Raw genomic sequence first — 12,720 nt, 5'->3', positions numbered from 1 at the left:
TACTAAATGAAAATATTCAGAAGGGCCTATTGACTTAGAGTTCTGTTGTGCCTACCTTAAGGGTAACGATAACAGATCAAAGGCATTAGCGGGATTTCCGTAAAGATAAAGATTTCCGCGCCTAACACGAAAGTAAAATTAGTGAGACAATAAGGACCAGAACATATTATGAACTCAACTACAGACGCCGGGGCGGCCACAGACAAGCAGCAAGAACTTAACCGCCACAGCAGAACTTTAACTCAGGACCCAACACAGCCAGCCGCACAAGCCATGTTATACGGAATCGGGCTAACGGAGGAAGATATGGACAAGGCTCAGGTCGGTATTGCAAGCATGGGTTATGACGGCAACACCTGCAACATGCACCTGAATGACCTGGCAAAGCTGGTAAAAGAGAGCGTTTGGAAAGAAAACCTTGTAGGACTGATATTTAATACAATCGGTGTAAGTGACGGGATGGGGAATGGTACGCCCGGCATGCGTTACTCCCTGGTGAGCAGGGATGTGATCGCCGACTCCATTGAGGCCGTGTGCGGGGCTCAGCATTATGATGCAGTAATCGCCTTACCAGGTTGCGATAAAAACATGCCCGGCTCATTGATGGCAATGGGGCGTCTTAACCGGCCGGCTATCATGGTCTATGGCGGTACAATTGCTCCGGGTCATTACAAGGGAGAAGACCTTAATATTATATCTGCCTTTGAAGCGCTTGGTAAAAAGATTGCAGGTCAGATTGAAGACCTGGATTTCAAAGAGATCATCAAACGCTCATGTCCGGGAGCGGGAGCCTGCGGCGGAATCTATACCGCCAATACAATGGCGGCTGCTATAGAAGCACTTGGAATGAGTTTGCCCTACTCGTCGTCCTCGCCTGCCCTAAGTGAAAACAAGCGAAAAGAATGTCTGGAAGCGGGGAAGGCAATACGTCTTCTGCTCGAGAAAGATATAAAGCCGAAAGACATCATGACCAAAAAGGCATTTGAAAATGCTATTGTTACGCTGATGGTATTAGGCGGATCTACCAATGCTGTTCTGCACCTGATTGCCATGGCAAAGAGTGTAGACGTTAGTCTGACTCAGGATGATTTTCAGGAGGTGAGTAACCGGATACCGGTACTTGCAGACATGAAGCCTAGTGGAAAATACATGATGGAGGATCTTCACAAAGTAGGCGGCGTTCCGGCCGTCATGAAGTATCTGTTGAAGCAGGGATGGCTGCACGGGGAGTGTATCACCTGTACGGGAAAAACCCTTGCTGAAAACCTGGCTGACGTTCCGGAGCTGGACTTTGAAGCTCAAAAGGTGATCTTTCCGGTAGAAAGCCCTGTAAAAGCGACAGGACACCTTCAAATTCTTTACGGGAATCTTGCGGAAGGCGGAAGTGTGGCCAAGATCACCGGAAAGGAAGGAGAATACTTCGAAGGCCCGGCAAGGGTGTTCGATGGAGAATCGCATCTTATTGAAGGCATCACGACGGGAAGAGTAAAACCGGGCGACGTGGTTGTAATCAAAAATATAGGACCTAAGGGAGCGCCTGGCATGCCTGAAATGCTGAAACCTACTTCTGCCCTGATTGGTGCAGGACTGGGCAAGTCTGTCGCATTAATCACAGACGGACGTTTCAGCGGTGGCACTCACGGATTTGTAGTAGGGCATATTACTCCCGAAGCGTATGAAGGAGGACTCATCGGCCTGGTGCAGGATGATGATCCTATTGAGATCGACGCAATAAAACGTACGATGACATTAAAAGTTTCGGAAGAGGAGATTGCCAGAAGGCGTGAAAATTGGGTACGTCCGGAGCTAAAAGCAAAGAAAGGTCTTCTCTACAAATATGCAAAGAGCGTGAGCTCCGCTGCTGAGGGTTGCGTGACTGACGAGAATTAGCAGGCGCATGCCTGCCCTGAAATGAGCACTGGAGAAAAACGATAAAAAGCAATCTGCCTGAAAGTAAACATTCAGAGCGCTTATTAAGCTAATCAAAATCTAGAAAAATGGAAACAGCACAACAGGAAGTATTGGGCAAGACTGAGAAAGGCATAGAGACCAGCGTTGAAATGACCGGATCTGCGGCCCTGCTCGAAGGCTTGATAGCGGAGGGGATCGACACGATCTTTGGTTATCCGGGCGGTGCGATTATGCCGATCTATGACGCCTTGTACGATTATCAGGACCGGCTAAAACATATCCTGGTTCGTCATGAGCAGGGAGGTATTCATGCCGGACAGGGGTACGCACGTGCATCAGGAAAGGTCGGAGTTGTCTTCGCAACCAGCGGTCCGGGCGCGACCAATCTTGTTACAGGTCTTGCCGACGCGCAAATAGACAGCACTCCCCTTGTCTGTATAACAGGTCAGGTGTTTGCCCACCTGCTCGGAACGGACGCTTTCCAGGAGATAGATGTCATCAACATCACTTCTCCCGTTACCAAGTGGAACTACCAGGTTACCGATGCGACAGAGATACCCGAAGTGCTTGCCAAAGCTTTTTATATTGCAAAAAGCGGACGCCCTGGGCCTGTGCTGATTGACATTACAAAAAATGCACAGCTGCAAAAGTTTAATTTCTCAGGATATACTCCATGCCGGCATATCAGAAGCTACAGGCCCAAGCCGATCGTGAGGAAAGAATACGTCGAAAAGGCTGCGGAGCTTATCAATGCAGCTGAGAAACCATTCGTGCTCTGGGGCCAGGGCGTTGTCCTGGGAAATGCAGAGAAAGAATTCCAGGCTTTTATTGAAAAGGCAGGCATCCCTTCCGCCTGGACAATTCTTGGCGCAGGCGCAATACCAAGCGACCATCCCCTTAATGTGGGCATGCTTGGTATGCATGGCAACTACGGTCCTAATGTCCTTACCAACGAGTGCGATGTATTGATTGCAATCGGGATGCGGTTTGACGACCGCGTGACCGGCCGCCTCGACAAATATGCCAAACAGGCGAAGGTGATCCATCTGGATATAGACCCCGCGGAGATCGACAAAAATGTTCAGAGTACCGTACCGGTTTGGGGCGACTGTAAAGAAACGCTTCCTCTGCTCACCTCCATGGTGAATGAAAGACAACACAAGGACTGGCTCGAACGGTTTCGCGACTTCGAACAGAAAGAGATCGACGCTGTGATCAGGGAGGAGCTTTTCCCATCCTCAGAAGAAATGACTATGGGAGAAGTGGTACAAACCCTTAATGAATTGACGGGAGGTGAAGCCATTGTTGTAACAGACGTGGGCCAGCATCAGATGGTAGCATGCCGTTATGCCAAGCTCAATCATACAAGAAGCAACATCACCAGCGGTGGACTGGGAACCATGGGCTTTGCACTGCCTGCAGCAATTGGAGCAAAATTTGGAGCTCAGGATCGAACCGTGGTCGCAATCATAGGGGACGGCGGTATCCAGATGACCATTCAGGAGCTGGGGACAATTATGCAAAGTGGTGTAAACGTTAAAATCATCGTACTCAATAATCAGTTCCTGGGTATGGTGCGGCAATGGCAGCAATTGTTTCACGACAGGCGGTATTCTTTTGTAGATATAACGAGTCCCGACTATGTTAAGGTCGCTGAAGGTTATGGCATTCATGGCAAAAGCATTGCAAAGCGCGAATACCTGGAAGATGCTTTAAAGCTGATGCTGGAGCACGAAGGGCCCTATCTGCTGGAAGTGATGGTAACCAAAGAGAACAACGTGTTCCCGATGGTTCCGCAGGGATGCAGCGTGAGCGAAATAAGGCTAAAATAACAGTCAGTCCGGGCAATTAGAGGTGATAACGCAGCCACAGAGAACACCAGTGGCTAATAGCTTAAAAACATGAGCACAGAAAACACTCCCATCAAGCAAGAATACAACATCACGGTGTATACCGAGAATCAGATCGGTCTCCTTAGCCGGATCGCGATTATCTTTACCCGCAGAAAGATCAATATCGATAGCCTGAATACCTCACCTTCAGAGAGTGAAAGCATTCACCGCTTCAACATTGTGATCACTGAGACGGAGGATGTGGTGAGGAAGGTGACCAGGCAAATTGAAAAGCAGGTTGAAGTTCTGAAGGTCTATTACAATACCAATGAAGATGTGATATGGCAGGAGATGGCACTCTATAAGGTTCCTACTGATACCATCGCTGAAAAAGCACTGGTAGAGCGCCTGCTCCGTGAAAATGGAGCCCGTGCTGTGGTGATCAGAAAAGACTATACCGTATTTGAGACGACAGGACACCGCGAAGAAACGGATAACCTGATTAAAGTGCTTCAGCCGTACGGCCTCATCGAGTTTGTAAGAAGCGCCAGGATTGCCATCATTAAGGCGAGTGAAGGTTTCAACTGCAAGCTAAGAGAGTTCGAGCGGACTGAACCGGCACCTGAAGTGGTGGAAAATGAGTACCTGAATAGCCGCGACAAAGTATTCAGCATGTAAGCGGACAAGGATCAGCTGCAAGTCAAAAATATAATTCATAACAAAAAGCAATAGTTCAAAACAAAGAATCATGGCAAAATTAAATTTCGGCGGAGTTGAAGAAAATGTAGTGACCCGCGAAGAGTTTCCGTTATCAAAAGCACAGGAAGTACTGAAAAATGAAACCGTTGCTGTAATTGGTTACGGTGTACAGGGCCCGGGACAGGCTCTCAACCAAAAAGATAATGGAATCAACGTAATTGTTGGTCAGCGTAAGAATTCAAAGACATGGGACAAAGCTGTACGTGATGGCTTCGTACCCGGAGAAACTCTATTTGAAATTGAAGAAGCTCTTGAAAAAGGAACTATCATTTGCTACCTTCTTAGCGATGCCGCACAGATTGAGCTTTGGCCAACCGTTAAAAAACATCTTACAGCAGGCAAAGCGCTGTATTTCTCACACGGATTTGGAATTACTTTTAACGAGCAGACCGGCATCATCCCTCCTGCAGACGTTGACGTATTCCTGGTAGCTCCAAAAGGATCAGGAACGTCTTTGAGAAGAATGTTCCTTGAAGGCCGTGGCTTGAACTCAAGTTTTGCTATCTATCAGGACGCTACCGGCAAAGCATGGGAAAGAGTGGTTGCACTGGGTATTGCAGTAGGAAGCGGTTATCTCTTCGAAACTGACTTTAAAAAAGAAGTATTCAGCGACCTCACAGGCGAGCGTGGCACCCTGATGGGATGTATCCAGGGAATCTTTGCAGCCCAGTATGAAGTTCTGCGCAGCAAGGGTCATACTCCTTCTGAGGCATTTAATGAAACTGTTGAAGAGCTTACTCAGTCGCTCATGCCACTGGTTGCTGAGAACGGTATGGACTGGATGTACGCTAACTGTTCTACTACAGCTCAGCGCGGCGCCCTTGACTGGTGGAAAAAGTTCAAAGACGCTACAAAACCTGTATTTGAAGAACTGTACGAAAGCGTTGCAACAGGAAAAGAATCACAAAGGTCTATTGATCTTAACAGCCAGCCCGACTACCGCGAGAAGCTTGAAGCAGAGTTAAAAGAACTCCGCGAGAGCGAATTATGGCAGGCCGGTAAAACAGTAAGAAGTCTGAGACCCGAAAATCAAACAGTGGAAGCATAAGCTTCTGCTCCTCGTCTCTCTTCCCCGCTCCTGGACTAATCACAGGTAGCGGGGAGAGTAGTTTATAAATAGAAAGAACCAGGAAGGGATATGGGAAAAACATTATTCGACAAAGTTTGGGACGCCCACGTTGTTAGCAGCAAAGAGGGCTTCCCTGATATTATTTATATTGACACGCATTTTATACATGAGGTAACGAGCCCGCAGGCGTTCGATGGTCTCAGGAAAAGAGGCATTCCTGTTTTCCGCCCGCAGCAAACTGTGGCGACGGCCGATCATAACGTCCCTACACTCAACCAGCACCTCCCCATCAAGGAAGAGCTTTCCCGCTATCAGGTAGATACCCTTACCCGTAACTGCAAGGAATTCGGAATCGAACTGTACGGGCTGGGGCATCCCTATCAGGGAATAGTCCACGTGATCGGTCCGGAACTAGGCATTACAGTCCCCGGACGTACCTACGTCTGCGGTGACAGCCACACCTCAACCCACGGGGCCTTTGGCTCTATTGCTTTCGGCATTGGGACCTCCCAGGTTGAACAGGTTCTGGCAACGCAATGCCTGCTCCAGTCTCGACCCAAAAGAATGAAAATTGAGGTAAACGGCACCTTAAGAAAAGGCGTTACCTCTAAAGATATTATCCTTTATATTATCTCAAAGATATCAGCAGCAGGAGGTACCGGATATTTTGTGGAGTACGCCGGTGATACCATCCGCTCACTGAGTATGGAAGGAAGAATGACGATCTGCAACATGAGTATCGAGATGGGCGCAAGAGGCGGACTTATCGCTCCTGATGAGATCACCTTCGAGTATGTTAAAGGACGGGAGTTCGCTCCGAAGGGAGAAGAGTGGGATAAGTCTGTCGCGTATTGGAAGACGCTGTACTCCGACTCCGACGCGCAGTTCGACAAAGAATATTACTTTAACGCAGAAGATATAGAACCGATGATCACCTACGGAACCAATCCGGGAATGGGGATCGGAGTGACACAGAAAGTTCCTGCTGTGGCAGAAATAGAACAAAGTGAACAGCCTTCTTACGTAAAGGCTCTGAATTATATGGGCCTCAGGGAAGACGAAAAGCTGCTGGGCAAACCCATCGACTATGTCTTCATTGGCAGCTGTACTAACAGCAGGATTGAAGACCTCCGTCAGGTGGCAGCATTTGTAAAAGGTCGACAGAAAGCAGACAACGTCACCGTATGGGTAGTTCCAGGCTCCAAGCAGGTTCAAAAACAAGCGATTGAAGAAGGCCTCGATAAAATATTTGCTGAAGCAGGATTTGGTCTTCGTGAACCAGGATGCAGTGCCTGCCTGGGCATGAACGAGGATAAGATACCTGCGGGTAAGTACTGTGTCTCTACATCGAACAGGAACTTTGAAGGACGCCAGGGACCGAATTCCAGAACTTTCCTTGCCAGTCCCCTTACAGCGGCAGTTGCAGCAGTTACCGGCAAAGTGGGCGACGTACGCGAATTCCTGGAAGAGGCCGAGCTGGCCTAACGTATGAGTTATAAGTAGTAAGTTGTAAGTAGTAAGAAAGCTGAAAGCAGAAAGCCGAGAGCTGAGAGCAGAAAGCAGAAAGCAGAAAGCAGAAAGCAGAAAGCCCAAAGCTGAAAGCAGAAGGCCGAAAGCTGAAAAGCAGAAAGCCGAAAAGCTATAAAAAGAAATGGCAACAAAGACATTTAAACACCTGAAATCAAGGGTAGTTCCGATTCAGGTAGAAAATATAGATACGGATCAAATCATCCCGGCGCGATTCCTGAAAGCAACCACACGTGAGGGCTTCGGAGACAATCTCTTTCGTGACTGGCGATACAACGACAATAACGAGCCAAAATCAGACTTTGTACTCAATGATCCTACCTACTCGGGAAGGATCCTGGTAGCAGGCAAGAACTTTGGCTGTGGAAGCAGCCGTGAACATGCAGCGTGGGCAATCTCCGACGGCGGATTTGATGTGGTTGTCAGCAGTTTCTTTGCTGACATTTTCAAGGGTAATGCATTGAATAACGGACTGCTTCCGGTACAGGTGAGCGACGAGTTCCTTCGCAGCATCTTTAACGAAGTATCGAAAGATCCTGCTGTAGAACTGGAAGTGGACCTTGAACGTCAGACCATCAGGATCGGGAGTACAGGACAGGAGGAAGTCTTTGAAATTAATCCGTACAAGAAGGCCTGCCTGATCAACGGGTATGACGACATTGATTATATTTTAAGTCAGAAAGAACAAATAGAAGCATTTGAGGCACGTTAGTTTGGCCTCCAAATGCAGCACTATATTTATGGGAGTAAAAAAACACATTCTGGTAATACCAGGCGACGGGATCGGAGCAGAAGTAACAACCTGGGGAAAAGCGGTGCTTGAGCAGATAGCGTCTGAGTTCGGGCACGAATTCACATTTGACGAAGCTCTGATGGGACACGTTGCAATTGAAGCAACAGGGAGCCCTCTTCCCGATGAAACATTAGACAAGGCAAAAGCAAGCGATGCAATCCTCTTCGGTGCCGTCGGGCACGCAAAATATGACAACGATCCTTCGGCAAAAGTGAGGCCCGAGCAGGGGCTTCTGAAGATTAGAAAAGAACTGGGTTTGTACGCAAACCTGCGCCCTATCCTGCTTTTTGATGAACTGCTTGACGCATCAAGCTTAAAGCCCGAAATATTACGGGGAACAGATATCCTCTTTTTCCGCGAGCTCACAGGAGATGTGTACTTCGGCGAAAAGAAACGTAATGAAGACCGTACCTGGGCCTCAGACCTCATGAACTATCACCGGTACGAGGTAGAACGCATCGCGAGAAAAGCTTACGAGGCAGCGCGCGTGAGGAACAAAAAGGTTTGCTCTGTCGACAAAGCGAACGTGCTGGAAACATCGAGATTATGGAGAGAAGTGGTGCAGGAAATTGCAGCAGAATATCCGGACGTAGAAACAGAACACATGTTCATCGACAACGCAGCGATGCAGCTTGTTAAGAATCCGCGCAAGTTTGATGTAGTACTGACCGCCAACCTATTTGGCGACATATTGACCGACGAGGCATCCCAGATCGCAGGATCAATGGGAATGCTGGCCTCCGCGTCTGTTGGAGATGGAACAGGCTTTTTCGAGCCCATTCATGGGTCGGCTCACGACATTGCGGGACAGAATAAGGCCAACCCACTGGCATCTATCCTCTCCGCCGCACTGATGCTGGAGATTGGCTTTGGGCTGAAGGAAGAAGCTAAAAGAGTAACAGATGCTGTTGATCATGTTTTAAAACAAGGATTCAGAACAGGGGACATTGCTAATGCATCTACACCTGCTGACAAGGTCCTTGGATCAGATGCAATGGGTCAGAAGGTGCTTCACTTCTTAAGGAGCAAATAACAGCAGGGCAATTAATAAGTATTAGAAACGAATCGCTAAACAGTAATAAGAGATCTCATGTTGCACGATCCAAACCGCATTTATGTTTTTGACACCACACTGCGTGATGGTGAACAGGTCCCCGGATGCCAGCTCACTACGGGCGAAAAGGTTGAACTTGCTATTGAGCTGGAAGCTCTTGGGGTAGATATTATCGAGGCAGGGTTTCCCATCTCCAGTCCGGGCGATTTCCAGAGTGTTGTTGAAATTTCAAAAGCAGTTAAACAGCCTACCATCTGCGCGCTCACCAGAGCAAACAAGGGCGATATTGATGTAGCGGTTGAAGCTTTAAAATATGCACGGCATCCCCGTATTCATACGGGGATCGGCTCATCGGATATGCACATCAAGCACAAGTTCAACAGCACGCGGGAAGAGATCCTTGCACGCGGAGTTGAAGCTGTAAAATACGCTAAGCAGTTTGTTGAAGACGTTGAGTTTTATGCCGAAGATGCGGGAAGAGCAGACCTCCCGTTTCTCGCCCAGATGATAGAAGCTGTAATCGCAGCAGGCGCGACGGTTGTCAACATCCCTGATACGAACGGCTACTGTCTCCCCGATCAGTATGGAAGCAAGATCAAGTATCTGAAAGATCATGTGAGTAACATTGAGCAGGCCATTATCTCAGTACACTGCCATAATGACCTTGGCCTTGCTACTGCTAATTCTATTGCAGGTCTTCAAAACGGTGCCCGGCAGGTCGAATGTACCATCAATGGCATCGGTGAGCGTGCAGGCAATACGTCAATGGAAGAGGTGGTCATGATCCTTAAGACACATGCATCGCTCGACCTTCATACCAACATTAACTGCCGCAGGTTCTACGACATGAGCTGTAAGGTAAGCAGTATGATGAGAATGCCGGTACAGCCTAATAAAGCTATTGTGGGGAATAACGCCTTTGCCCACAGCTCGGGCATCCATCAGGACGGATTCCTGAAGAACCGCGAGAATTACGAGATCATCAGGCCGGAGGACGTTGGCTTCCCTGACGCATCTATAGTGCTCACGGCCAGAAGCGGAAGACATGCCTTAAAGTTCCATCTGGACCGCCTGGGCCATCACCTCGACAAGAATGAGCTCGACGTGACATACAAGAAATTCCTCGAACTGGCAGACCGCAAGAAAGATATCACTGATGATGATCTTAATGAACTGGTAAGCCAGTTACTGGTGAAATAACAAGTACCGGATCCGATAATGGAAACAGAACTAAAAGAAAAGCTGGACTTCGAATCAGCGAGACAAAGACTTAAGGGTGTTGTAAACAGAACGCCGCTTGTATTTAATCAGCGCTTGTCGCAGAAGTACGACTGTGAGATCTATCTGAAGCGTGAGGACATGCAGGTCGTCCGCTCCTATAAGCTGCGGGGGGCATATAACATGATCAGCTCACTTCCCGAAGAGCAGCTTCAGAACGGAGTGGTCTGCGCCAGCGCGGGTAATCATGCACAGGGCTTTGCCTTCTCCTGCAACAAGCTTGGAGTTAAGGGAGTGGTCTTCATGCCTGAAATTACCCCCAAGCAAAAGGTGAAGCAAACGGAGATGTTCGGGAACGGCCATATTGAAATCGTACTCACAGGAGACACTTTTGATGATTGTCTGCAGGAAGCCCTTGCTTACACCACTGCCCATAACATGACCTTCATCCCTCCTTTTGATGATCACCGGATCATTGAAGGACAGGGAACGGTAGCAATGGAAATCATCGAGGACCTCCCTGGGACCGACATGGTAATTGTACCAATCGGAGGCGGGGGCCTGGCAGCTGGAACCGGAAACTACCTCAAAACAGTAAAGCCCTCTATCGAGCTAATAGGAACAGAGCCTGAAGGGGCGCCGTCGATGACAGAAGCACTGCGTGCCGGCGAGCCCGTCACTCTTCCTTCCATCAACCGCTTTGTAGACGGAGCAGCCGTTAAAAGGATCGGCGAGCTGACCTTCTCGCTGTGCAAGAATGTATTGAACGACATCCTGCTCATACCCGAAGGGAAAGCTTGTTCGGCTATCCTGAAGCTATACAATGAAGATGCAATCGTAGTTGAGCCTGCTGGAGCACTTTCTGTTGCCGCACTTGACTTCATGAGGGACAGGATCAAAGGGAAAAAGGTAGTCTGCATTATTAGCGGAGGCAACAATGATATTGACCGCATGCAGGAGATCAAAGAACTGTCTCTTTTATACGAAGGTTTGAAACACTATTTCGTTATTCGTTTCCCGCAACGTCCGGGAGCACTGAAATTGTTTGTGAACAATGTGCTTGGCCCGGGCGATGATATCACGCGCTTTGAATTTATCAAGAAGACCGAGCGGGAACGGGGACCGGCTCTGGTGGGTATTGAACTGCGGACAGCAGACGATTATGCAGCCCTAATTCAGAGAATGGAGGCACATCGGTTCGATTACAAGCCCATCAACCAGGATCAGACCTTATTTGAGTATCTTGTATGATCCAGAGAGCCTGCTTAGGCCCCTGCCGGGAACTCAAGGTACCGCGTAATCTCAACATCTACCATCTGCCCTTTTTCATAGTTAACTGAATCTGAATGGAGTGCCCTGAACTGCACTCCATTCTTTTCTAATACCAGTTCTTCGTAAAAGCCTTTAAAGTAAACGTCTTTGACTGCAAAAGTACCCTCGCCCTTGACCAGTCTTACCCATTCGGGATATACTGCTACAATTTCTTTGCTGCTATCAATACCTATTGCCTGCGCATCCCCGGAAGACAGCGCATTGCAGGAAGCGAGTAAACTAGCCGTATATAGCGATTGCGGATTTTCATAAAGATCACGCGGAGCGCCGCTCTCCACTATTCTTCCGCCTTTAATGATAAACATCTTGTCTGCAAGAGAGAGGCCGTCCATCGGATCATGGGATACCAGCACGACGGTAATTCCCAGGAACTTGACCATCCGGCGAACGTCAGAACGCAGGTCATTCTTGATCATGGCGTCAATCTGACTAAAAGGCTCGTCCATCAACAATACCTCGGGCTCAGTTACGATGGCTCTGGCAATTGCAACCCGCTGCTGTTCGCCTCCGCTCAGGTCGACCACCCTCTTTTGAGCAAGATGGTCGATCCTAAGAAACTCCATAACTTCAAAGCTCTTTTGCTTCTTGGCAGCCAGATTGGTATTGGGAAGCTGAGTGGCAATGTTGTCGAACACTTTTGCATACGTATTTAGCTCAAAACTCTGAGCAACCATCTTCAACGCATCATGACCGGGGATCAAACGCTCGTGCGGCCCTTTAACACGCTCCTCATTGATCACAACAGTTCCACTATCGGGCGCCAGCTGTCCTCCTATCAACTTTAGCAATGTACTTTTGCCACTGCCACTCTCTCCTGCGATAATATTGAGTGTGCCTTTTTCTATTTGCAAGTCGATATCTCTAACTCCCGCCCCTGATGTATTCTCGTATATTTTGCTGACTCCCCGGAGTTCTAAAAAACGATGACGATCCATTGCGGTAAAAGTATAACTTAAAACATCAAAATAACATGCCGGGGTATGCCCTATTTATTCAAAACGTCCTGCTCCTGTTGAAATTGACCGATTCATGATAAAGGTCACCAGTTCGGGGGCTGCTCCCAAAAACGGGATCACAATAAGTCAAACACTCATCCCGGCCAATCAGCAGCAAACAGTATTCACCGAAATCCTTCACAGCCTGAGCTCTCCCACCTGCATTAGTTAAAGACAGCAGATTGGTCTTTGCCTAATAAAAACTGGGAAACGTTCTTATTGAGCATTTT

10 protein-coding genes are annotated in these 12,720 nt (G+C 48.3%); 9 read left to right on the top strand and 1 reads right to left on the bottom strand.

Features of this window, described 5'->3' with window-relative positions; genetic code table 11:
- Positions 1-168: 168 nt before the first annotated feature.
- The 9 genes from ilvD (at position 169) to ilvA (ending at position 11,414) form a co-directional block, all read left to right on the top strand.
- Positions 169-1,890, top strand: coding sequence for a dihydroxy-acid dehydratase (gene ilvD, locus ACES2C_RS10595; RefSeq protein WP_374163089.1), 1,722 nt, complete (start codon positions 169-171; stop codon positions 1,888-1,890).
- A gap of 107 nt (positions 1,891-1,997) precedes the next feature.
- On the top strand, positions 1,998-3,743 hold the full coding sequence (ilvB, locus tag ACES2C_RS10590) for a biosynthetic-type acetolactate synthase large subunit (protein WP_374163088.1): 1,746 nt from the start codon (positions 1,998-2,000) through the stop codon (positions 3,741-3,743).
- 69 nt (positions 3,744-3,812) lie between these two features.
- Positions 3,813-4,421 (top strand): acetolactate synthase small subunit, encoded by a 609-nt coding sequence (gene ilvN, locus ACES2C_RS10585; RefSeq protein ID WP_374163087.1) that lies wholly within the window; start codon positions 3,813-3,815, stop codon positions 4,419-4,421.
- Between the two features lie 70 nt (positions 4,422-4,491).
- Positions 4,492-5,550 (top strand): ketol-acid reductoisomerase, encoded by a 1,059-nt coding sequence (gene ilvC, locus ACES2C_RS10580; RefSeq protein WP_374163086.1) that lies wholly within the window; start codon positions 4,492-4,494, stop codon positions 5,548-5,550.
- Positions 5,551-5,640: 90 nt separating this feature from the next.
- Positions 5,641-7,056, top strand: coding sequence for a 3-isopropylmalate dehydratase large subunit (leuC, locus tag ACES2C_RS10575; protein ID WP_374163085.1), 1,416 nt, complete (start codon positions 5,641-5,643; stop codon positions 7,054-7,056).
- Between the two features lie 166 nt (positions 7,057-7,222).
- Positions 7,223-7,810 carry a 3-isopropylmalate dehydratase small subunit gene (gene leuD / locus ACES2C_RS10570; protein ID WP_374163084.1) on the top strand — a complete coding sequence of 196 codons (588 nt, stop codon included), beginning with the start codon at positions 7,223-7,225 and terminating at the stop codon, positions 7,808-7,810.
- Between the two features lie 28 nt (positions 7,811-7,838).
- Positions 7,839-8,924 carry a 3-isopropylmalate dehydrogenase gene (leuB, locus tag ACES2C_RS10565; RefSeq protein WP_374163083.1) on the top strand — a complete coding sequence of 362 codons (1,086 nt, stop codon included), beginning with the start codon at positions 7,839-7,841 and terminating at the stop codon, positions 8,922-8,924.
- Positions 8,925-8,981: 57 nt separating this feature from the next.
- Positions 8,982-10,145 carry a 2-isopropylmalate synthase gene (locus ACES2C_RS10560; protein ID WP_374163082.1) on the top strand — a complete coding sequence of 388 codons (1,164 nt, stop codon included), beginning with the start codon at positions 8,982-8,984 and terminating at the stop codon, positions 10,143-10,145.
- Between the two features lie 18 nt (positions 10,146-10,163).
- Positions 10,164-11,414 carry a threonine ammonia-lyase IlvA gene (gene ilvA, locus ACES2C_RS10555; RefSeq protein WP_374163081.1) on the top strand — a complete coding sequence of 417 codons (1,251 nt, stop codon included), beginning with the start codon at positions 10,164-10,166 and terminating at the stop codon, positions 11,412-11,414.
- A gap of 14 nt (positions 11,415-11,428) precedes the next feature.
- Here the strand turns inward: ilvA and ACES2C_RS10550 are convergent, their stop codons facing one another.
- On the bottom strand, positions 11,429-12,430 hold the full coding sequence (locus ACES2C_RS10550; protein ID WP_374163080.1) for an ABC transporter ATP-binding protein: 1,002 nt from the start codon (positions 12,428-12,430) through the stop codon (positions 11,429-11,431).
- Positions 12,431-12,720 lie beyond the last annotated feature (290 nt).

It is taken from the genome of Arcticibacter sp. MXS-1 (genome assembly GCF_041902385.1).
Classification (GTDB): Bacteria; Bacteroidota; Bacteroidia; order Sphingobacteriales; family Sphingobacteriaceae; genus Arcticibacter.
The sequence above is the reverse complement of the archived record's forward strand: the minus strand, read 5'-3'. Positions and strand labels throughout refer to the sequence as shown.